Raw genomic sequence first — 19,996 nt, 5'->3', positions numbered from 1 at the left:
CCTTACGGATAAAAGTTTGCTTCCATTCCAATATAGGGACTCTTTGCGGAAGTAGCATTGCAAATGCTGCAACCCCGCATCCCGCCCGTCATTGACGTCCGGTCAAGTAATTCCAAATCTCGCTAAGGATCTTGCCGCGCTCTGCGTGGGCACGAAGGATGGCATCGCGGGCGGCGGGGCTGGTGGTATTGTCGAAGTGCATAACAGTGTTCCTTTACAGGAGTGGGAGGAGATGCATCTTACATGGGCCATCAAAGCCACGGCGACAAACGGGACTTTCCAATCACTCGCATAAGGTTTACTTAACTGAGCATGTCAGATCGCCTCCCACCCCTCACCGCTCTCCGCGCTTTTGACGCTGCAGCGCGGCATATGTCCTTCGCCAAAGCGGCCGCCGAACTTAACGTGACGCCGGCCGCCCTATCATTCCAAATCAAGTCGCTGGAGGAGCATCTGGAAGCCCCTCTCTTCCGCCGTCTCAACCGTGCGGTGGAGCTCACCGATGCAGGCCGCGCCCTTGCACCCGGTGCCGCTGATGGCTTCACCGCGCTGGCCGCTGCGTGGCGCGCCGCCAAGCGCACCGTTGAACAGAAAAGCCTGATCGTAACCGCAGGCCCCGCCTTCACCGCCAAATGGCTTGCCCCGCGTCTGTTTAATTTCGCTGTCGCCAACCCCGAGATCGAGCTTCGCTTCCTCGCCACGTTGCGGCTGGTGGATTTCGCCCATGATGATGTGGATGTCGCCATTCGGTTTGGCATGGCCAAAGAAGAACCCGGCCTCTTTTCAATGCCGATCATCCGCGAATGGGTCGCCCCGATGATGACCCCGGAGCTTGCCGAACAATTCCCCAATCCTGCCGATCTGGCCCGTGCGCCGCTCTTGCATCAGGACGACATCCATTTTCTCACCCCCACCGTCGATTGGCCCGCATGGTTCCGAGCCGCAAAACTGCCGCCGCGCTTTGCCTCGGGGGCACGGTTCAGCCAAGCCGATCACGCGATCGACGCGGCGCTGGCAGGGGCTGGCGTTGTGTTGGGGCGGATTTCACTGGCGGAAAGAGACCTGAAAGAAGGGCGCTTGGTGATGCCCTATAAACTCGGGCTTACCACCGATGCGCAATACAGCTTCGTCTGCCCAGAAGGGCCAGACGAACGTCCCCAAGTGCAAGCATTCCGTGAGTGGATTGAGGCTGAGACTTTGTCTCTGGAAGAATACCGGGATGGAACGACATTCGTTCACGCCGCCGAGGTTCAGGTCTAACCAAATCTCCCGACGGCGATCGTAGTGGTTGGCGCAAGGGCCCTTGCTTTTATCAGTCTAAGGGCGCCTTACGCAGGATGCTGACTAGCTATCGAGACGGCTGATTTCTTCCTTCAACCGCAGCTTTTCCTTCTTCATGTCGCGAAGGGTCAGATCATCCACTGCCGGACTTCGTTGTTGTTGTTCAACCGTGGCAGAGAGATGGGCATGTTTCTTCTTGAGTTCCTGAAGATGGGCGCCAAGCGACATATGTGTCTCCTCTGATAAGTTGGGTCTACAAGGATCAGTCGAGCATATTGTCATGCGTCTGTCACGAAGAACTGTCTTAACGGCTAAAATGCTCGGTATTTAGCTGGTTAGCCGAAGGGCAGCGCCGCGCCGTCGCGCAGAACGGCGCGGGTTGTTGCAGAATAGTCATCGCCATCGACGGTATGGGCTGGCCCCTCGTGGATGACGAAAGGTGCCAGCAGCCGGAAAGGGGCGCGGGCACCCTTGCGGGCGCGCAGTACGATACGGCCCGCCATCCGCCCCTCTCTCGCCGCCAAGGGCAGCACGGCGATATCGCCGAAACCCTCCAGCCCGCGCAGAATATCGGGCAGGCGTTCGGCCAGATGGATCATCGTCAGCCAACCGCCGGGTCGCAGCCGCGCTTTTGCCACCGCGCACCACTCGGCCAAGGGGGTTTCTTCGCGCAAGGCACCGTCGCGCCCCGCATCGTCCGAGGCGGTCCCCGGCCCATAGTAGGGCGGATTGGCGATCACATGGTCAAAACTGCGCTGCCGCAAATCGGTGGGAAGCACCGTCAGATCGGCCATCACCACCTCCAACCCGTTGCGCTTGGCCAATTCGGCATAGGGGGCTTGCCGCTCCACCCCTGTCACGTTTAGGCCATCCACCCGCGCCATCAGGCACAGGGCGGCCACGCCCACACCGCAGCCCAGTTCCAGCACGCTATCGCCCACCTTTGCCGGGCAGGCCGCAGCCAGAAACACCGGGTCCGTCGCGGCGCGGTAGCCGTCGCGGGGCTGCCAGGCCTGCACACGCCCGCCCAGGAAGCCATCTTGGGTCAGTTCCACTTCGACACCGGTAGGTTATTGTCGCGCAGAACCACATCGGCGGCGGCGGCCTCATCCCGGCGCACCATCAGGCGGCGCGGCAATATGCCGATGCTGCCCTCAAGCCCGCTCATATGGACGTCCATCTCGAACACCTCTATATCCTCGCCCCTAAGCAATGCGGTGGCAAAGGCGATAATCGTCGGGTCGTTACTGCGAAGAATTTCAAGCATAACCGACAGGTAAGCACGCACGCGCTTCATGTCGAGATGGAGAGCTTCCGATGAGCCTGGATACGCCAACGCAGAAGCCCCACGATCGTCTTAGCGCGGCCCTGTCCGATGATCTGGCCGCCGTGAACGCGCTGATCCGCGACCGCATGGCATCCAAGCATGCCCCCCGCATCCCCGAGGTTACGGCCCATCTGGTGGAGGCCGGGGGCAAACGCATCCGCCCGATGCTGACGCTCGCCTGCGCACGGCTGTGTGGCTACACTGGCGACGACCACGTGAAGCTGGCCGCCACGGTCGAGTTCATTCACACCGCCACCTTGCTGCATGATGACGTGGTGGACGAAAGCGAACAACGGCGCGGGCGGCCCACGGCAAACCTTCTGTGGGACAACCAATCCAGCGTTCTGGTGGGCGACTACCTGTTCGCCCGTGCGTTTCAGTTGATGGTGGAACCAGGCAGCCTTCGGGTGCTCGATATCCTGTCGAACGCCGCCGCCACGATTGCCGAGGGTGAAGTGTTGCAGCTGACCGTCGCCTCTGACATCGCCACGCCCGAAGACACCTATCTGCAAGTGATCCGTGGCAAGACCGCGGCCCTGTTCGAGGCCGCCTGCAAGGTCGGCGCGGTGATCGCTGATTGTGATGACGCGGTGATCGAGGCGCTCGCCATCTATGGCGACGGTCTTGGCGTGGCGTTCCAGATGGCCGATGACCTGCTCGATTGGGGCGGTGTCGCCGGAGAGGCCGGGGCGATTGGCAAGAACATCGGCGATGATTTCCGCGAACGGAAAATGACCCTTCCCGTGATCCGCGCAATAGCGGCGGGTGATGCGGATGAGAAGGCCTTTTGGGCCCGTACCATCGGCAAAGGCGACCAACGCGACGGCGATCTGGCGCACGCCCTGAGCCTGCTGCAAAAACACGGAACGCTGGCGCAGACACGGGATGAAGCGAACGCCTATGTCGCCGCCGCCAAGGCGGCGCTAACCGTGCTGCCCGCCGATCCGTTGCGCGATATGCTGGCCGATCTGGCCGATTACGTCGTGGCGCGTCTGAACTAAGGCGTCGCGCCCAACACCGGTGCGGCCTTGGCCCACCAGTCGGCGGGCATCGCGGCAGCGGCGGCGACCGCGTCGGCTTCTGCCGCGAACAACCCAAAGCATGTCCCGCCCGAGCCGCTCATCCGGGCAAGCCGGCACCCCGGCGCTTGGCCCAACCGCACCAACACGTCGCCGATGATCGGTGACACCGTCTTCGCGGCTGTTTGCAGGTCGTTTCGTGTCCCATCTAACCACGTAATGAAACTGTCGAAATCGTCCCACGCTGGTAACGGCAGCGGCGGGTTATCCCTGCGCTCCAGCGCATTGAAGACCGGGCCTGTCGGCACCTCTTGGCCCGCGTTGACCAACACGATCCACAGGGGCGGCAGGGGCGGCACGTCTTCCAATACCTCTCCGATGCCACGCATCCGCACCGGGCGGCCATGGAGGCAGACTGGCACATCCGCGCCCAAAGCCTCTGCCCCGCGCGGCACATCCACGCCCCACATCTGCGCCAAGCCCCGCAAGGCGCATGCTGCATCGGCGGAGCCACCGCCGATCCCGCCCGCGTGGGGCAGATGTTTGTCCAGCAAAATCGCCGCGCCGCGTCCGGGCGCGAGCCATTGCGCGGCCTTCCATACCAGATTGCGCCCATCCTCAGGCACGCCTTCTGCGCGGGAGCCACGGACATTTAAAGACAGCGTATCAGCCGGGGCGAAGGTCAGCCAATCGCCCACCCCCGCGAACACAACAAGCGAGTCGAGCAGGTGAAACCCATCCCCCCGCTTGCCCGTCACATGCAGGGCAAGGTTCACCTTGGCGGGCGCAAATTGCTTCATGCCGGACATCGCCCTGCGCTCATTCTTCCTCAAGGATGCCCGTGCCGCCTTCTTCTTCCAGCACCACATCCAAGCCGACCTCTAGCTTGCGGCGAATACGCTCGGCGTCTTCGGGTTCCGGGTCAAACGACAGGGCGCGTTGCCATTGGAATTCCGCCTCACGGTAGCGACCCACGATCCAGTAGACATCGCCCAGATGGTCGTTGACGATCGGGTCGTTCGGCTCCAACTCCACGGCGCGTTCCATGGGGGCCACGGCCTCCTCGTAGCGGCCAAGACGGTAATAAACCCACCCGAGGCTATCGACGATGAACCCGCTTTCAGGCCGCGCGGCGACCGCGCGTTGGATCATGCCCAGGGCCTCATCAAAGCTGCGGCGCTGCTCGACCAGCGAATACCCCAGATAATTCATGACGTTAGGCTGCTCGGGGTTCAGCTCCAACGCGCGGCGGAAATCGGCCTCTGCGGGGGGCCAATTGTCCAACTGGTGGTAACAAATCGCGCGGGCGTAGTGGATGAACCAATAGCGCGGCTGATCGGGGTCCACCAAATCCAAAACGGCGCTATAGGCGGCGATGGCCTCTTCAAACTGCTCTGCCCGGCGCAGCAAATCGCCATACGCCGCCTGAACCGAGGCCAGATCGGGCCGCGCTTCGACCAAGGCCGACAAGATCGCAACCGCCTCTTCCTGCGCGCCGGAATCTTCCAGTGCCTGCGCGCGTCCCATCTGGGCTTCGATGTAGTTGGGATCACTTTCCGGGACCGCGGCATAGGTGTCTGCGGCCAGTTGATATTGCTCGGTGCCCGCCAATAACTCTGCGGCCAAAACCACGGCGTCGGAATGCTCGGGGTCAATGCCCCTTGCCGCCTGTGCCATCAGCAGCGGCAGGGTTGTGTTGCGATCCCCGGCCAACAATTGGGCGACGTTAAAGAACACCTCGGCCACGCCATCTTGGGCGGTCAGCACGAAATCATAGGGCGTGTCTGCGCCTGCGCCGATGCTGGCCTGTAGTGCCAAAAGGCCGGGGTCCGGGACGGCTTGCGTATACCCATCCAGAAGGTCCAACGCCTCTCCGCGCTGGTCAAGCTGCACAAGGATGATCGCGCGGGCGCGCACGACGCGCTCGGTGTTGGTAATCTGCACCCCGGTTTCGCCCGACAGGATTTCGTTGGCGGCCTCAAAATCGCCCGTTGCAGCGCGGGCCAAGGCCAGATGCAGCGCCGCCAGTTCTTCCAGGCCGCGCTCGGACGCCAGCGCCTCAAACCGCTCTACAGCGCCGGACATATCGCCAAGCCCAAAGGTCAGCCACGCGCCGGTGAGGTCATCGGCCAAAGGTCCGGGGCCGTCACCTGCCTCGATCATATCAAGGGCGCCCTGAAACTCTCCCTCAGAAATGAGCCGCACGAAGGCGACCAATTCGGCCAGCTCCTGCCCCTCAGCTTCGGTGTCGAGATGTTGCGCTGCCGTTTGCGCCGCTTCCCATTCCCCAAGCGAGGCATAGGCGAACACCGTGTTGGACACCAAAAAGGCGTTGCCGGGGTCAAACTGTAGCGCTTGGTTGAAATATTCAGCCGCCGCCGCGTGATCGCCCGTGATCGCAGCCGCCCGCCCTGCCAGATAAGCGCCGGGCAAGCTATCGGCTTGGGCCGTGAACGGCGCAATGAACGCTGCAAGGGCCAGTGCAAACAGGGATCGGTTGGACGTCATTCATGCTCTCCTCAGCCCCAGATCGGGGCGGTTTCGTCAAAGACTAGGCCGCGTCTGAGGGAAGGGCAATCAAGCCCTTCTCACAATGTCGAATGTTGGTGTCCGTTTGCCCCTAATCACATGTTCGGGTAATTCGGCCCGTCGCCCCCTTGGGGCACCGTCCAATGGATGTTCTGTGTCGGATCTTTGATGTCGCAAGTCTTACAGTGAACGCAGTTCTGGAAGTTGATGACAAAACGCGGGTCTTTGCCTTCTTCTTCCACCACCTCATAGACACCCGCCGGGCAATAGCGCTGCGCAGGCTCGGCATATTGCGGCAGGTTCACCGCGATAGGCACCGTGCTGTCACGCAGTTTCAAATGCGCGGGCTGGCTTTCTTCGTGATTGGTGAAAGAGAACGCAACGTTCGTCAGACGATCAAAGGACAAGACGCCATCGGGGCGGGGATAGTCGATCTTCTTGTGATCCGCTGCCTTTTCCGTCGCGGCGGCGTCGGTCTTGCCGTGCTTCATCGTGCCAAACAGGCTGAACCCAAAGGTATTCGTCCACATATCCATGCCGCCAAACGCGAGAGAGGCCATAAGCCCCCGCTTCGACCAGATCGGCTTCACGTTGCGCACTTTCTTAAGGTCTTGGCCAATCGCGCCGGTCCGAACCTCCGTTTCATAATCGCTCAACTCGTCCGAGGCACGGCCCGCGCCGATCGCCTCAAACGCAGCCTCAGCCGCGGCCTTGCCTGACAACATGGCGTTATGGTTGCCCTTGATGCGCGGCACGTTGACCATGCCCACAGAGCAGCCCAACAACGCCACGCCCGGCGCCACCATCTTGCACAAAGACTGATAGCCCCCTTCAGTAATAGCGCGCGCGCCATAGGCGATACGTTTGCCGCCTTCCAGAAGCTCCGCCACCATCGGGTGGTGCTTGAAACGCTGGAATTCCATGTAGGGGAACAGATGCGGGTTCTTGTAACCCAGATGGACCACGAAACCCACGTACACTTGATTGTTTTCAAGGTGGTAGATGAAGCTACCGCCGCCAGCGTTGCTGCCCAAAGGCCAGCCCATCGTGTGGGTGACGCTGCCTTCTTTGTGCTTTTCTGGGTCGATCTCCCAGATCTCTTTCATCCCAAGGCCGTATTTCTGCGGCTCGCTGTCTTTGGCGAGATCGTATTTCGCGATCACCTCTTGGCTTAGGCTGCCGCGCACCCCTTCGCTGAGGAACACATATTTACCGAGCAGTTCCATCCCCGGTTCCGTGTTTTCCCCGATAGAGCCGTCTTCCTCCAGCCCGAAGACACCGGCCACAACGCCGCGCACTTCGCCGTTCTCGCCGTAAACCAGTTCCGAGCATGCCATGCCGGGGAAAATCTCTACCCCCATTTCTTCGGCCTGCTCTGCCATCCAGCGGCAGACGTTGCCCATGGAGACAATGTAATTGCCGTGGTTGTTCATCAGCGGTGGCATGGGGAAGTTCGGGATACGAATGCCCCCCGCCTCGCCCAGCATGTAAAAATTGTCGTCTTTGACCGGCACGTTCAACGGCGCGCCCTGTTCCTTCCAGTCCGGGATCAGCGCATCAAGGCCCGAAGGGTCTAGAACCGCGCCCGACAGAATATGCGCACCAACCTCGGAGCCCTTTTCCAGAACCACGACGTTCAGGTCCGCATCCAATTGCTTCAACCGGATCGCCGCTGACAGGCCCGCAGGTCCTGCCCCAACGATGACCACATCGTATTCCATGCTTTCGCGTTCGATCTCTGACATGCGTCATCCCCATAGGCTGTTTCGGGCCTTTTTCGCGGCCCTTAAATGGCGTTCCAGAAGGGGTAGCCTGTCCCTGTTAACGGGTCAATTCTAACGCAGTGGCACAGGCCGCTGGTCTGACGATATGACGCGAATTGTGTGGGCCCAAGAGCGGGGAGCTTCTGAATTTAAATTACTTGAACGGCGCTTTGGCATTGTTTCCCGGCCACCTTCCCGCCTCTGCGCCCTGAAACGCTTTGAACCCCTTTGGATAGGTGCTACGTCCGCGCTTGCAAGAATGAAGGGACGCGCACCATGGATCATTTCCTCTACCAAAACGGCGAACTCCATGCGGAAGGCGTGGCCATCAAGGACATTGCCGCCAAGGTCGGCACGCCCTTCTATGTCTATTCCACCGCAACGCTGACGCGGCATTTTCAACTGTTTCAAGAGGCCCTTCACGGGCTGGATCACCTGATTTGCTTCGCCGTGAAAAGCAATTCAAATCAAGCGGTTCTGTCTCATATGGCCAACCTTGGCGCAGGGATGGATGTGGTGTCTGGCGGCGAATACATGCGCGCCAAAGCGGCGGGCGTTCCGGGTGATAAGATCGTGTTCTCGGGCATCGGGAAAACCGAAGAGGAAATGCGCCTCGCCCTTGAAGGCGGCATCCGCCAATTCAACGTGGAATCAGAGCCCGAAATGGCCCGCCTGTCCCGCGTTGCCATGTCTTTGGGTGTCACCGCGCCGATCACTGTGCGCGTGAACCCCGATGTGGATGCGAAAACCCACGAGAAAATCTCGACCGGGCGGAAAGAAGATAAATTCGGCATTCCCATCGCCCGCGCGCGCGAAGTCTACGCCCTTGCTGCCTCCCTACCGGGGCTAGAGGTTATCGGGATCGACGTGCATATCGGCAGCCAGTTGACTGACCTTGAACCATTCGAAATTGCTTACACAAAAGTGGCCGAACTAACGGAACAACTTCGCTCTGACGGCCATACCATCCGCCGGCTTGATTTGGGCGGTGGCCTTGGCATTCCTTACGAGCGTTCCAACTCTGCCCCGCCTTTGCCAATAGAATACGGTGAAGTCATCAAGCGCACCGTCGGCCATCTGGGCTGCGAGATCGAGATTGAGCCCGGCCGACTGATCTCGGGCAACGCAGGGCTGCTTGTGGCCTCCACCATCTATGTGAAAAACGGCGAGGATCGTGATTTTCTGATCCTTGACGCGGCCATGAACGACCTGATCCGCCCCGCTATGTATGGCTCTTACCACGACATCGTGCCCGTCGTTGAGCCCGCACCCGGGGCCGAACAGTCGCCCTATGACATCGTCGGCCCGGTCTGCGAGTCGGGCGATACCTTCGCCAAACAGCGCAACCTGCCCCCGGTGCAAGAGGCCGACCTGATCGCCTTCCGCTCGGCAGGGGCTTATGGTGCGGTCATGAGCAGCGAATACAACACGCGGCCGCTGATCCCCGAGGTTTTGGTCAATGGCGATCAATTCGCCGTCATCCGGGCACGTCCATCGTTTGACGACATGATAAACCGCGATACTATTCCCCAATGGGCATGACGCCCGGCCGCCTTCGTGCGGGAAAGGCATGATGACCCACTCGACACCTGATGAGGCCCCAAAAACCGACGCGATCAAGCGGTTGATCTGGCCCTTGCGGCTGACCCGTCTTGGCATGGTTGCGGAACGTGGCGTGCGGGCCTTTTGGCCGGTGTGGACGGTGCTGTTTGTCGTCTTTGCGGCGCTGTCTTTCGGGGCGGGTAGCTTATTTTCCCCTACGATCACGTGGACGGCCTTGGCGCTTATCGCCTTGGGAACTCTTGTTCTTTTGGCCTTTGGACTGCGCCGTTTCAAGATGCCCACCCACGCGGATGCGTTGGGGCGGCTGGATGCCACCATGCCGGGGCGTCCCATCTCGACCCTGCTCGACAGCCCCGCCGTGGGTGGCACCGATCCGGCCAGCCAATCGGTGTGGGCGGCGCATATTGCCCGCATGGCCAACCGTGCCGCTGGCGCCCGTGCGCCCCAGCCCAACCTGCGGTTGTCGCGCAATGATCCCTACGCGCTGCGTTACGTGGGGGCGGTCGCCTTGGCGATGGCGCTTTTGTTTGGGGGCCTATCCCGGGTGACCGATGTGGGCGAGGTTCCGCTTGGCCCCGGCGCGGCGACCGCTTCCGCCGGGCCATCGTGGGAAGGCTGGGTAGAGCCGCCAATTTATACCGGTCTGCCGTCGCTCTACCTCAACGACATTGCTGCCGACAGCTTTGAAGCGCCGCTCGGCTCGGACATTACGCTACGGGCCTACGGTGCCCCCGGCGAAATTACCCTGCGTACCGATATCGGCCCCGTGCCAGAGTTGGATGAAACCGCCTATGCACAAACCGTCACGATGGAACGGGGCGGCACCTTGGCTGTCGATGGTCCCGGCGGGCGCGAATGGCAGGTCGCCGTGCGCCCTGACCAGCCCCCCGCCGTTGCGCTGGAGGGCGAGGTTGAGGGCGAAGCGCCCAGTGCCATGCAGTTCAGCTTCACTGCCAGCGATGATTACGGCGTCCGGTCGGGCACCGCGACGATCCGCTTGAACGCCGACGCCGCTGACCGCCGCTATGGCCTGTCCATTGACCCCGAGCCCCGCGAACCTGTGGTGCTGGACTTGCCGATGCCGTTCCGGGGCAACCGCGATGAATTTACCGAAGTCGTGTTGGAAGACCTGTCCGAGCATCCCTTTGCCAACCTTCCCGTAACCTTGACGCTTACGGTGGTGGACGATGCGGGCCAAACGGCTGAGGCCACTTACGACGTGGCCCGGCTTCCGGGGCAGCGTTTCTTTGATCCGCTGGCCAATGCGCTGGTGGAACTGCGCCGCGATATCCTTTGGAACCGAGACAATGCCATCCGCGCCTCTCGGCTGCTGCGGGCGCTGACACATCGCCCTGAGGATGACCTGAGCGAAGGCGTCTACCGTGGCCTTCGCGCTGCGATACAACGGCTTGAATCGGCCATCGACTCGATCTCGATTGAGACACAGGAAGATGTGGCCGAAATCCTATGGAACGCCGCGCTGGAGCTGGAATTCAGCGAAGAAGGCAGCGCGTTGGAGCGTCTGCGCAGGGCGCAGGAACGGTTGGCAGAAGCCATGCGCCAAGGCGCCTCGGACGAAGAAATCGCCCAGTTGATGCAGGAAATGCGCGAGGCGATGGACGACTATATGCAGGAGTTGGCCGATAACACGGAATTCGGCGACAACACCGACCAACCCGACGAGGGCGACGAAGGCCAAGAGATGACCAACGCCGATCTGGACGAAATGTTGCGCCGGATTGAAGAGCTGATGCAGGAAGGCCGGATCGCCGAAGCGATGGAGATGCTGCAAGCCCTGCAAGAGATGCTGGAAAACATGGAGATTACCCAAGGCGACGGCAGCGGCGATGGTCCGCGAACGCCGGGGCAAGAAGCGATGGAAGGCCTGCAAGACACGCTACGCGGGCAACAGGAACTGTCCGACGATGCGTTCCAAGACCTGCAAGATCAGCTCAACCCCAACCGGCCCGGCCAGCAAAGCGGCCAGGATGGCAACGCCCCACAAGGCAACCAACCGGGCCAAGACGGGGACAACCCCGGCCAAGGTCAGGGCGGCGAGAACGGCGAGGGCCCATCGGGCAGCTTGGCGGAACGGCAACAGGACCTGCTGCGTCAGCTGGAAGAACAAGCCCGCCGCTTGCCGGGCACTGGCACCGAAGCGGGCGACGAGGCGCTCGAGCAACTGGACGGCGCGGGCGAAGCGATGGACGACGCCGCCGAAGCGCTGGAGCGCGGCGATATTGCCGAGGCACTTGATCTGCAATCCGAGGCAATGGAAGCCCTGCGCGAAGGCATGACCCAATTGGGCGAGGCTTTGGCACAAGAACAGGGCGCAGAACCGGGACAGGGCCAAGCCGAAGGCAACCGTGCTGAAGGCCAACCACTGCAAGACCCACTGGGTCGCCAAGCAGGCAACAACGGTGCCTTTGGATCCGATGAAAGCGGGCTAAGCGACGGGGAAGACGCGCAACAAAGGGCGCGGGAATTGCTGGACTTGCTGCGCGATCGTGCGGCGGAACAAACCCGTCCTGAACTTGAACGGGATTACCTGCGCCGCTTGCTCGACCAGTTTTAGAGAAAGCCCCAAGGCCCGTGAGGGAGGAGGTTAGCCCCCGGCATTACCCGCGATGGAGCGGGCCATGTCATCGAGCCAGAACCGGGCGCTGTTCACCGCCTCGACATAGCTATCGAGCGCTGGGGCGACCTGCGGCACATACTCTTTGATCTGCGGCGCATAGGCGTAGATGCCCACCGCGATGGCCGCCAGAATAAGCACCAACAAAAAGCCCCTCCGGGCAGAGCCGCGACGACGGCTTGGGCCCGCAATGGTGTCTACATCTGTGGCGCTTGCCTCTTCTTCCTTGCGGTCGCCGGTGGCGCGCAGGGTGGAGTTGATTTCCTCGATGTCGGGGAATTCCTCGCGCCGGGACGCGGCGGCGGCGCTAGCAACGGCAGCGCTGATTTGCTCGGTCTCGAAGGCGTCTTCGGCATTCTCAAGCTCTGCGATACGGCGTTCCCGGTAGGACAGCTGATCTTCCGGCAGAGACATTTCTTCTTGCTGCGGGGCCATTTCAGGCGCGGCTTCGGCGCGGCGCAACCGCGCCTCCCGCTCCGCTTCTTCGCGCAGGATTTCGGAAACACTGCTGTCCACGGGGCGTCGCTCGGGCTGCGCAGGTTCATCAGCGGCTTCATCGGCCACCTCGGGCGATGGCGCATCGTGAACGGGGGCCACTTCAGGCGCCTGCGGCGTATCTTCGGCGGGTGCCTCCGGGGGCGCGACCTCGGGCGACACTGGCGTTTCCGGCGCACGGCGGCCAGGTTGGAACCATGTCTGCGAACAATTAGAACACTGCACATCGCGCCCGCCGGGGGGCACCATGGCTTCATCAACTTCATATCGTGCGCTGCAATTGGGGCAGGTTAACCGCATGGGAACTGATCTCTGTTCTTGGGCGCGAAAATACGGGCCTTCAGGCAGCCGAGCCTTCGGCTGATTGCGTGCTTCTACAGAAGGTTAGCAATACAACGGTATCTTTCCAATCCCCGTAAAATTCCACGGCTGCAAGCCGTTGCAACAACGACTCAGTCGCGGTCCAAGCGAAATGCCTGCGATTGCAGTAGGGCGGTAACAATGCGAAACAGGTTGCAGGCAAGGGTAAGGTGCTAATTCCAATGATCGAGATGCAGGACGCCGCCTATGGCTACGGGGCCGAACCGCTTCTGTCGGGCCTTTCGCTCAACCTTGTACCGGGCTCGTTTCACTTCCTGACGGGGCCTTCAGGCGCAGGCAAAACCACGTTCCTGAAGCTCTGCTACGCAGAATTGCTGCCGACCGGTGGTAATATCAGCTTGTTTGGACACACGGCCACGGGCCTGACACGCGATGGCATCGCAGATTTGCGACAGCGCATTGGCGTGGTGCATCAGGACTGTAAGTTCCTTGATCACTTGCCCTTGATCGACAACCTGGCCCTGCCCCTGACCGTGACCGGCAAGGGCAATATGGTGCAGGAAAGCAATCTGACCGAGCTGATCGGCTGGGTCGGCCTTTCGGCCCGTGCCAATGCCACCCCGCCAGAATTATCTGGCGGCGAAAGGCAGCGGGCGGCCTTGGCCCGCGCGATCATCATGGACCCGGACTTGATCCTTGCCGATGAGCCGACGGGTAATGTCGATTGGGACATGTCGCTGCGGTTATTGAACCTGCTGGTAGAGCTGAACAAGCTTGGCAAAACGGTGGTGATTGCCACCCATGATCTGGCGCTGATCCGTGCCGCCAAGCAAAGGGTGCAAGCCCGTGTGCTGCGCATTCAGGGCGGGCAGATCATCTCGGCGGGGGCGGACCTATGAGCTTGGGAGCAGATATTTTCGCTTTGGTCGGCCGCGATTCCCAAGCCGACCGGGTGGTGCCGCGCAGTGGGCAATCGGCGCGACTCACGCTTGCCACGTCCGCCGCGATGGCATTTCTGGCGGTATTCGCCATGGCGCTGTCCATGGCGTCGGGGCGCTTGGCCGACCGCTGGTCAGACGCCTTGGCGCAATCCTCTACCATTCGGATATCGGCCCCGGCAGCCGAGTTGGAAGCGCAGACATGGGCCGTGCTGACAGTGCTGGAACAAACACCGGGTATCGAAAGCGCCCGCGCCCTTTCAGATGAGGATCAACAGGCGCTGCTGTCGCCATGGTTCGGCCCCGACCTGCCGCTCGACGACCTTCCCATTCCGCGCCTGATCGAGATTATCGAAACCCCCGAGGGCTATGACCCAGACGGCCTGCGCCAACGCTTGGTGGCTGAAGCCCCGGGCGCCGTGCTGGATGACCACGACCGCTGGCGCCGTCCCCTGGCCGATGCCGCCAGCCGCTTGCGGCTACTGGGCGGGCTGGCGCTGGTGCTGATCCTTGGGGCCACGGCGGCGATGGTGACACTGGCAGCGCAAGCAGCCTTGTCGGCCAATGAACAGGTCATTCGCGTCCTGCGCCTTGTCGGCGCGCGCGACAGCTACATCGCCCGCGCCTTCGTGCGCCGCTTCACCCTGCGCGCCCTCACAGGGGCCGCGATTGGCACCGGGATCGGTGTGCTAGCGGTACTGATCCTGCCCTCGGCCCGCGACACGGCGGCGATCCTGACGGGCCTTAGCTTTTCCGGCACCGGATGGCTCTGGCCCCTGCTGATCCCGGTCCTTGCGGCCACAACGGCGTTTTTCGCCACACGCTTTGCAGCGTTCCGCACGTTGCGAGGGCTTCAATGATGCAGACAATCCGATCCTTTGTGCACATCGTGCAGATGTATGCGGCGATGCCGGTCATAGCTGTTGTGTTCTTTCCCTGGGCCCTGTTCAGCGCCAAGGGAGCCCATGCAGCCTGCCACACCTATTGTGCTTGGGTGTTCTGGACGCTGAAATGGATGGTCGGCCTTAAGATCGAGGTGCGCGGCACGCCCCCCACCGATGAAGTCTTAATCGCCGCAAAGCATCAAAGCTTCCTTGATGTGATGGCGATTTATCATGCAGTCCCGCGCGGCAAGTTCATCATGAAAAGCGAGCTGCGTTTTGCACCCTTCATTGGCCAATACGGCCTACGCATCGGCTGTGTGCCGGTGAACAGGGGCAAACGCGGCGCAGCGATCAAGAAAATGTTGGAGGATGTGCGCAGCGGGAAGCAGAAGGGCGGGCAGTTGATTATCTACCCCCAAGGCACCCGTATCGCGCCGGGCGTATCCGCCCCCTACAAGGCGGGCAGCGGCGCGCTGTATGGGCAGATGGGCCAACCCTGCGTGCCGGTGGCAACGAACATCGGCGTCTTCTGGCCCAAGACTGGCATCACCCGGAAACCCGGCGTCGCCGTGGTCGAGTTCCTGCCCCCGATCGAACCGGGCTTGGCCCCGAAACCGTTCCTGAGGCGGTTGGAAACTGAGATTGAAACGGCCAGCGACGCTCTTCTGGACGAAGTGGGTTTCGAGCGGGGCACGTCATGAAGACCGTGACAGACATCGCCGCCCTGGAAACCATCTATGATGCCGCCGTGCCGACATCGTTGCAGAAGGTTTGGCCGAAGTTGACGCCACTCTATCGACAATGGATCGAGGCCGCTCGCTTCGTGGTGCTGTCCACGGTTGGGCCGGAAGGCACCGATGCCAGCCCGCGCGGTGACGATGGCGCGGTGGTGCGGATCGTGGACGAGGAAACGCTGATGATGCCCGACTGGCGGGGCAATAACCGCATCGACAGCTTGCGCAATATTGTCCGCGATGGGCGCGTGTCGCTAATGTTCATGGTGCCGGGATCAGAAAATGTTGTGCGGGTGAACGGAACGGCGCTCTTGACCGATGATCCGGCGGTGACCCAGACGTTCGAGCAGCGCGGGAGACACCCTAGAACGGTGATCGTGATCAAAACCGGCGAGGTCTATTTCCAATGCGCTAAGGCGATCATGCGATCGGGCCTATGGACCCGCGACGATGCCGAGGGGCTGCCGAAAGCTGGTGATTTCATTACCGAAGTGGACCCGGGCTTTGACGGCAAAACCTATGACGCGGAATATCCCGCAAAGGCACCGGAGCGGATGTGGTGAAGGCATTGGCCTACCTCATGCTTCTCCTCGGCCTATGCCTAGGCCTCCTCGCAGCATTCGTGTTTTTCGCGGCTTGGAACGATTTTGGCGCGCGCGGCTGTCCGGGGGCTGACCAATGCGCGGATGCGGTCAGCGTGATGGTGCTGACCGGCTGCGCCATGGTGGCCAGCGCCGTTATGCTGTTTGCGGCTGTGGTTTTTGCTCGACGCTAGGGCCTTTAGGCGGCGAGCCCTTTGGAACCGATATCGAGGAACTTCTTGCGACGCCCGGCAATCAGGGCAGCACGATCTGCGCTGTCGATGCCATCCAGCAGACCCTCAATCGCTTTGCCGACGTTCGCAATTGCGACCTGTTTATCGCGCTGTGCGCCGCCGAGCGGTTCTTTAATGATTAGATCGCACACGCCAAGCTGATGCAGGTCTTGAGCGGTCAGGCGCATCGCTTCCGCCGCTTCGCGCATCTTTTCGGAATCTTTCCACAGGATCGAGGCGCACCCCTCTGGCGTGATGACGGCGTAGACCGAATGCTCCAGCATCGCGACCTTGTCGGCCGTGGCGAAGGCCACCGCGCCGCCCGATCCGCCTTCACCGATGATGACCGAGATCAGGGGCACGCCGATTTGAAGGCATTTCTCGGTTGAGCGCGCAATCGCCTCGGACTGGCCGCGTTCTTCCGCGCCTTTGCCGGGATAGGCGCCGGGGGTGTCCACCAGTGTGATGACCGGCAGGTTGAAACGGTCGGCAAGATCCATCAGGCGCACAGCCTTGCGGTAGCCTTCGGGACGAGCCATGCCGAAGTTCCGTTCGATCCGGGTCTTGGTGTCGGACCCTTTTTCGTGGCCAATGACGACAACGGGCGTGTCGTTGAACCGGGCCAAGCCGCCCATGATAGCGTGATCGTCGGCAAAGTTCCGGTCACCGGCCAAAGGCGTATATTCCGTGAACAGCGCTTCGATGTAGTCCTTGCAATGGGGGCGGTCGGCGTGACGGGCCACTTGGCATTTCCGCCAAGGGGTCAAATCCTTGTAGAGGTCACGCAGCATGTCCGACGCTTTTTTGTCGAGTGCGGCCGCTTGTTCTTCAACGTCCATCCCCTCTTCCCGGCGCGCCATAGCCCGCAGTTCTTCCGCTTTGCCTTCAATCTCGGCAAGGGGTTTTTCGAAGTCGAGGTAGTTCATTGCGCGTCCTGCTCCGTTAACGGTCCACGCAAGATATATGACGACGCAAGCGTCCAGATGCAACTCGGCACATAACGCGCTTAGGGGACAGAGTGCTTCTTTCTGCGCATCAAGAATTCGGCCTTCGCAAACAGAAGGTCATTGCGTTCTTGATTGAAGCCGGGCGCGGTGGAGGCAGGGGTTTCAGGACAGGCCTGCGCATTGGGTCGTTTGCGGGCTTCCACGTCAGGGTCCCAAGCGACAATTGCCGACACCAGTGCTGATTCTGTGAATTGCAAGAAGTCGTGGGGATCGCTGACTTCGTGCATCGACACGGACACCATATTGCCATTCGCGGCAGAAGGCGTGTCGCGCAGCGCGAGGGTCAGATTTGCCTTAAGCCTGTTCCAATTAAGCACCTCGCACGGACTGAGAGGGACCAAAACACGGCCGTCCACACATAGTCCTGCCAAATCGGCATGTTCAAAATGCGCCCCCAAAGACTGGCGATCCAACGCCACCGGGGCAGGATCACCAAATAGCGCGATGACGTTTTGCAAGGCCCTCCGGTCCGGCGCGATTGTCAGAAACCCGGCAAAGGTGCCGAACGCCCGTGCCGTGTAAGCATTGGTCATTTCTCGGACGAAGGCAGCGCTTAACAACAGCCCCGACGCCGGGTCATGGGTGGCTGAAGCATTCAAGCGCTTTTCCCAACTAATGTTGCGGTCCTCCCGATCTAGCAAAGCGGCAAATAAGGGCACCGTCGCCAAATTGAGAAGGAAAATCGGGATTGCGCTCGTCGCGAAGAAGTAGTGTGCCATTTGTTGCGGCAGAAACACGCCTGCTATCAAGTGGCTGGATGTCGCCAGCGCCAAGGCAAGATAACACCCATAGCTTCGATGCTCTGCCTTTTTAGCCAACAGGGACCACGTCAGGCCACCTGCCCCTGCCAATATCATGCCCCACAAGCCCGATTCCATGCCGACACCGCCAATGTGCAGCCGCATCATCATCGCCACAGCAAGGCAGGCCACCAATCCGTGCCCCCCAAGAAACGCACCGGCAAGAGCAATGGGGATACTGCGCAAGTCCATGATAAAGCCGTCAAAAGGCTCAATCGGATTGTTCATCTGCACGATCGCGATTGCCCCGAACATCGCCCCAAGACCCGCCCGCGCTAAGACCCCGTCCGCCAGTTTGCGGCGCACGACCCCGTATCCTTGCGCCAGAAGCCCGGTCAGCGCCAAGGTCGCAATAAGTTCAAAAATATCAGAAAAATTCATAACAGCCCCACAGCTTTACCCACCGGAAAACTGTAAGCAGCGAAATCTTTCTCAGGCCTTAACGCCTCGCGTTAGCCCGCGATCATTTTAGCTTGTTTCACGATAACTTCGGCCTGCTTGATCGATGCGATATCCACCAAACGCCCCTTATATACCGTGGCCCCGGTGCCTTCGGCCTTGGCCTTCTCCATCGCGGCAAGGATCTCTTCCGCTTCAGCGACCGCCTCGGCAGAGGGGGTGAAAACCTCGTTCGCCACCGAGATCTGCTTGGGATGGATGGCCCATTTGCCGACCATCCCCAACGTGGCAGAACGGCGCGCTTGAGCACGGTAGCCTTCATCATCCGAGAAGTCCCCAAACGGGCCATCCACCGGTAAAACACCGTGGGTGCGGCAAGCCGCGACAATTGCCGCTTGCGCCCAATGCCACGGGTCGGACCAGTATTTGGCCCCTTCGTGGAGCATATAATACGCCTCTTGCGTGCCGCCGATGCCGGTGGTCTGCATCCCCATCGACGCGGCGAAATCCGCCGCCCCTAGGCTCATCGCTTGCATCCGGGGGGAGGCCGCTGCGATCTCTTCCACATGGGCAATGCCAGCCGCACTTTCGATAATCACCTCAAACCCGATAGGCTTGGTGCGCCCCTTGGCGGTTTCAATCGCCGTGACCAACGCATCCACGGCATAGATATCTGCCGCGCAGCCCACTTTGGGGATCATGATGATGTCGAGACGCGGGGTATCGGCCTCCAGCAACTCCACCACATCGCGATACCAATAGGGCGTGTCGAGCCCGTTGATCCGCACGCTCAGGGTCTTGCCCCCCCAATCCACGTCTTTGATTGCGTTGATAATATTGGCTCGCGCCGCTGCTTTATCATCAGGGGCGACGCTGTCTTCCAGATCAAGGTTAATCACATCCGCGTCCGAGGCCGCCATCTTCGCAAACAGTTTCGGGTTCGAGCCGGGCCCAAAGAGCTGGCAGCGGTTGGGGCGGGCGATAGGGGTGGGCTGGATGCGGAAGCTCATGGAAGTCCTCACGAAAGGAAATTGCGCGATGCGTTACGTGAGGGGTAGATTAATGCGCAGCGATGCGCAAGTGCTGCACTGCGGCGCCGCGCAGGTAAGCGGGTGCAGAGAGCGGTAAGCGCCCCCTATGCCCTTTATCGGTTTCGCCAAGGCCGATCGCGCGTGTCCTTGTTGCGCCGCTTTGAAGCGTATTCTGTGGGGATCAGCACAAGGGCGGCAGCGGAGCCGATAACCGCATCCAAACCGGGCGACCCAAGGGACAGGCCAAACAATGACCGCACGAAAAACAGCACCAGAACCGCCCCCCAAGCGATGAAGACAGAGGGCAAGATTCCGTTGTGGGTCCAGCCCCACTTTTCGAACAAGAAGGCCACGACGCCCGCGATCATCAATGATCCGAAGAATGAAAACAGAACCATAGGGTCCTCCTATAACCTGGGCCTCGGCCCCTATCCTGCACCCCGGGCCCAGGCCCGG

The 19,996-nt window shown here is 61.2% G+C and carries 20 protein-coding genes; 9 read left to right on the top strand and 11 right to left on the bottom strand.

The window, feature by feature from the left end; all coding sequences use genetic code 11:
* Nucleotides 1–312 precede the first annotated feature (312 nt).
* The gene (gene gcvA / locus K3728_02165) at nt 313–1,260 is read left to right on the top strand and encodes a transcriptional regulator GcvA (GenBank protein UWQ96072.1); all 948 of its coding nucleotides are present in this window, start codon (nt 313–315) and stop codon (nt 1,258–1,260) included.
* A gap of 84 nt (nt 1,261–1,344) precedes the next feature.
* Here gcvA and K3728_02160 read toward each other — a convergent pair whose 3' ends face one another.
* From K3728_02160 to K3728_02150, 3 genes are all read right to left on the bottom strand, one after another.
* A complete protein-coding gene (locus K3728_02160; GenBank protein ID UWQ96071.1) occupies nt 1,345–1,509 on the bottom strand; it encodes a DUF465 domain-containing protein in 165 nt (54 codons plus the stop codon).
* 107 nt (nt 1,510–1,616) lie between these two features.
* Nucleotides 1,617–2,336, bottom strand: coding sequence for a methyltransferase (locus K3728_02155; protein ID UWQ96070.1), 720 nt, complete (start codon nt 2,334–2,336; stop codon nt 1,617–1,619).
* Nucleotides 2,327–2,548 (bottom strand): DUF2007 domain-containing protein, encoded by a 222-nt coding sequence (locus K3728_02150; GenBank protein UWQ96069.1) that lies wholly within the window; start codon nt 2,546–2,548, stop codon nt 2,327–2,329. The genes K3728_02155 and K3728_02150 overlap by 10 nt, the downstream gene beginning before the upstream one ends.
* 50 nt (nt 2,549–2,598) lie before the next feature.
* Here K3728_02150 and K3728_02145 point away from each other — a divergent pair, with 50 nt between their 5' ends.
* Nucleotides 2,599–3,609, top strand: coding sequence for a polyprenyl synthetase family protein (locus K3728_02145; GenBank protein ID UWQ96068.1), 1,011 nt, complete (start codon nt 2,599–2,601; stop codon nt 3,607–3,609).
* Here K3728_02145 and K3728_02140 read toward each other — a convergent pair.
* The 3 genes from K3728_02140 to K3728_02130 all read right to left on the bottom strand — a co-directional run bounded on the left by K3728_02140 (nt 3,606) and on the right by K3728_02130 (nt 7,901).
* Entirely contained in the window at nt 3,606–4,436 is an 831-nt protein-coding gene (locus K3728_02140; protein ID UWQ96067.1) for a 4-(cytidine 5'-diphospho)-2-C-methyl-D-erythritol kinase, read from the bottom strand. The two genes, K3728_02145 and K3728_02140, sit on opposite strands and share 4 nt — an antisense overlap.
* 10 nt (nt 4,437–4,446) lie before the next feature.
* Nucleotides 4,447–6,135, bottom strand: a complete 1,689-nt coding sequence (locus tag K3728_02135; protein UWQ96066.1) for a tetratricopeptide repeat protein — start codon at nt 6,133–6,135, stop codon at nt 4,447–4,449.
* A gap of 116 nt (nt 6,136–6,251) precedes the next feature.
* A complete protein-coding gene (locus K3728_02130) occupies nt 6,252–7,901 on the bottom strand; it encodes an electron transfer flavoprotein-ubiquinone oxidoreductase (GenBank protein UWQ96065.1) in 1,650 nt (549 codons plus the stop codon).
* A 294-nt stretch (nt 7,902–8,195) separates the two neighbouring features.
* On the opposite strand from K3728_02130, the gene lysA reads away from it, so the two are divergent.
* Nucleotides 8,196–9,461, top strand: coding sequence for a diaminopimelate decarboxylase (gene lysA / locus K3728_02125; protein UWQ96064.1), 1,266 nt, complete (start codon nt 8,196–8,198; stop codon nt 9,459–9,461).
* Nucleotides 9,462–9,492: 31 nt separating this feature from the next.
* Nucleotides 9,493–12,057 carry a DUF4175 domain-containing protein gene (locus K3728_02120; protein ID UWQ97413.1) on the top strand — a complete coding sequence of 855 codons (2,565 nt, stop codon included), beginning with the start codon at nt 9,493–9,495 and terminating at the stop codon, nt 12,055–12,057.
* 30 nt (nt 12,058–12,087) lie between these two features.
* On the opposite strand, the gene K3728_02115 is transcribed toward K3728_02120, so the two are convergent.
* Nucleotides 12,088–12,912 carry a zinc-ribbon domain-containing protein gene (locus tag K3728_02115; GenBank protein UWQ96063.1) on the bottom strand — a complete coding sequence of 275 codons (825 nt, stop codon included), beginning with the start codon at nt 12,910–12,912 and terminating at the stop codon, nt 12,088–12,090.
* Nucleotides 12,913–13,154: 242 nt separating this feature from the next.
* Between K3728_02115 and K3728_02110 the strand changes: the two genes are divergently transcribed.
* The 5 genes from K3728_02110 to K3728_02090 are packed head-to-tail and all read left to right on the top strand — an operon-like array spanning nt 13,155 to nt 16,264.
* A complete protein-coding gene (locus tag K3728_02110; protein UWQ96062.1) occupies nt 13,155–13,832 on the top strand; it encodes an ATP-binding cassette domain-containing protein in 678 nt (225 codons plus the stop codon).
* Nucleotides 13,829–14,731: a cell division protein FtsX gene (locus K3728_02105; GenBank protein UWQ96061.1), complete on the top strand. Its 903-nt coding sequence runs from the start codon at nt 13,829–13,831 to the stop codon at nt 14,729–14,731. The genes K3728_02110 and K3728_02105 overlap by 4 nt, the downstream gene beginning before the upstream one ends.
* Nucleotides 14,731–15,456, top strand: a complete 726-nt coding sequence (locus K3728_02100) for a 1-acyl-sn-glycerol-3-phosphate acyltransferase (GenBank protein UWQ97412.1) — start codon at nt 14,731–14,733, stop codon at nt 15,454–15,456. The genes K3728_02105 and K3728_02100 overlap by 1 nt, the downstream gene beginning before the upstream one ends.
* A complete protein-coding gene (locus tag K3728_02095; GenBank protein ID UWQ96060.1) occupies nt 15,453–16,052 on the top strand; it encodes a pyridoxamine 5'-phosphate oxidase family protein in 600 nt (199 codons plus the stop codon). Before K3728_02100 ends, K3728_02095 begins: the two co-directional genes overlap by 4 nt.
* Nucleotides 16,049–16,264 carry a hypothetical protein gene (locus K3728_02090; protein ID UWQ96059.1) on the top strand — a complete coding sequence of 72 codons (216 nt, stop codon included), beginning with the start codon at nt 16,049–16,051 and terminating at the stop codon, nt 16,262–16,264. The genes K3728_02095 and K3728_02090 overlap by 4 nt, the downstream gene beginning before the upstream one ends.
* 5 nt (nt 16,265–16,269) lie before the next feature.
* On the opposite strand, the gene K3728_02085 is transcribed toward K3728_02090, so the two are convergent.
* The 4 genes from K3728_02085 to K3728_02070 all read right to left on the bottom strand — a co-directional run bounded on the left by K3728_02085 (nt 16,270) and on the right by K3728_02070 (nt 19,938).
* A complete protein-coding gene (locus K3728_02085; protein UWQ96058.1) occupies nt 16,270–17,229 on the bottom strand; it encodes an acetyl-CoA carboxylase carboxyltransferase subunit alpha in 960 nt (319 codons plus the stop codon).
* 80 nt (nt 17,230–17,309) lie between these two features.
* The gene (locus K3728_02080; GenBank protein ID UWQ96057.1) at nt 17,310–18,491 is read right to left on the bottom strand and encodes a hypothetical protein; all 1,182 of its coding nucleotides are present in this window, start codon (nt 18,489–18,491) and stop codon (nt 17,310–17,312) included.
* Between the two features lie 71 nt (nt 18,492–18,562).
* Nucleotides 18,563–19,519, bottom strand: a complete 957-nt coding sequence (locus K3728_02075) for an L-malyl-CoA/beta-methylmalyl-CoA lyase (protein ID UWQ96056.1) — start codon at nt 19,517–19,519, stop codon at nt 18,563–18,565.
* 134 nt (nt 19,520–19,653) lie between these two features.
* Nucleotides 19,654–19,938, bottom strand: a complete 285-nt coding sequence (locus K3728_02070; GenBank protein ID UWQ96055.1) for a hypothetical protein — start codon at nt 19,936–19,938, stop codon at nt 19,654–19,656.
* Nucleotides 19,939–19,996 lie beyond the last annotated feature (58 nt).

This window comes from Rhodobacteraceae bacterium M385 (assembly GCA_025141835.1).
Classification (GTDB): Bacteria; Pseudomonadota; Alphaproteobacteria; order Rhodobacterales; family Rhodobacteraceae; genus Gymnodinialimonas.
Note: the sequence above shows the minus strand (reverse complement) of the source record. Positions and strands in the feature narration are given on the sequence as shown.

What these genes read in the sequence shown, in the direction of transcription:
- gcvA (UWQ96072.1), top strand. Translation starts at nt 313, where the DNA reads ATGTCAGATCGCCTCCCACCCCTCACCGCTCTCCGCGCTTTTGACGCT.
- K3728_02160 (UWQ96071.1), bottom strand. Translation starts at nt 1,509, where the DNA reads ATGTCGCTTGGCGCCCATCTTCAGGAACTCAAGAAGAAACATGCCCAT.
- K3728_02150 (UWQ96069.1), bottom strand. Translation starts at nt 2,548, where the DNA reads ATGCTTGAAATTCTTCGCAGTAACGACCCGACGATTATCGCCTTTGCC.
- K3728_02145 (UWQ96068.1), top strand. Translation starts at nt 2,599, where the DNA reads ATGAGCCTGGATACGCCAACGCAGAAGCCCCACGATCGTCTTAGCGCG.
- K3728_02140 (UWQ96067.1), bottom strand. Translation starts at nt 4,436, where the DNA reads ATGTCCGGCATGAAGCAATTTGCGCCCGCCAAGGTGAACCTTGCCCTG.
- K3728_02135 (UWQ96066.1), bottom strand. Translation starts at nt 6,135, where the DNA reads ATGACGTCCAACCGATCCCTGTTTGCACTGGCCCTTGCAGCGTTCATT.
- K3728_02130 (UWQ96065.1), bottom strand. Translation starts at nt 7,901, where the DNA reads ATGTCAGAGATCGAACGCGAAAGCATGGAATACGATGTGGTCATCGTT.
- lysA (UWQ96064.1), top strand. Translation starts at nt 8,196, where the DNA reads ATGGATCATTTCCTCTACCAAAACGGCGAACTCCATGCGGAAGGCGTG.
- K3728_02120 (UWQ97413.1), top strand. Translation starts at nt 9,493, where the DNA reads ATGACCCACTCGACACCTGATGAGGCCCCAAAAACCGACGCGATCAAG.
- K3728_02115 (UWQ96063.1), bottom strand. Translation starts at nt 12,912, where the DNA reads ATGCGGTTAACCTGCCCCAATTGCAGCGCACGATATGAAGTTGATGAA.
- K3728_02110 (UWQ96062.1), top strand. Translation starts at nt 13,155, where the DNA reads ATGATCGAGATGCAGGACGCCGCCTATGGCTACGGGGCCGAACCGCTT.
- K3728_02105 (UWQ96061.1), top strand. Translation starts at nt 13,829, where the DNA reads ATGAGCTTGGGAGCAGATATTTTCGCTTTGGTCGGCCGCGATTCCCAA.
- K3728_02100 (UWQ97412.1), top strand. Translation starts at nt 14,731, where the DNA reads ATGCAGACAATCCGATCCTTTGTGCACATCGTGCAGATGTATGCGGCG.
- K3728_02095 (UWQ96060.1), top strand. Translation starts at nt 15,453, where the DNA reads ATGAAGACCGTGACAGACATCGCCGCCCTGGAAACCATCTATGATGCC.
- K3728_02085 (UWQ96058.1), bottom strand. Translation starts at nt 17,229, where the DNA reads ATGAACTACCTCGACTTCGAAAAACCCCTTGCCGAGATTGAAGGCAAA.
- K3728_02080 (UWQ96057.1), bottom strand. Translation starts at nt 18,491, where the DNA reads ATGAATTTTTCTGATATTTTTGAACTTATTGCGACCTTGGCGCTGACC.
- K3728_02075 (UWQ96056.1), bottom strand. Translation starts at nt 19,519, where the DNA reads ATGAGCTTCCGCATCCAGCCCACCCCTATCGCCCGCCCCAACCGCTGC.
- K3728_02070 (UWQ96055.1), bottom strand. Translation starts at nt 19,938, where the DNA reads ATGGTTCTGTTTTCATTCTTCGGATCATTGATGATCGCGGGCGTCGTG.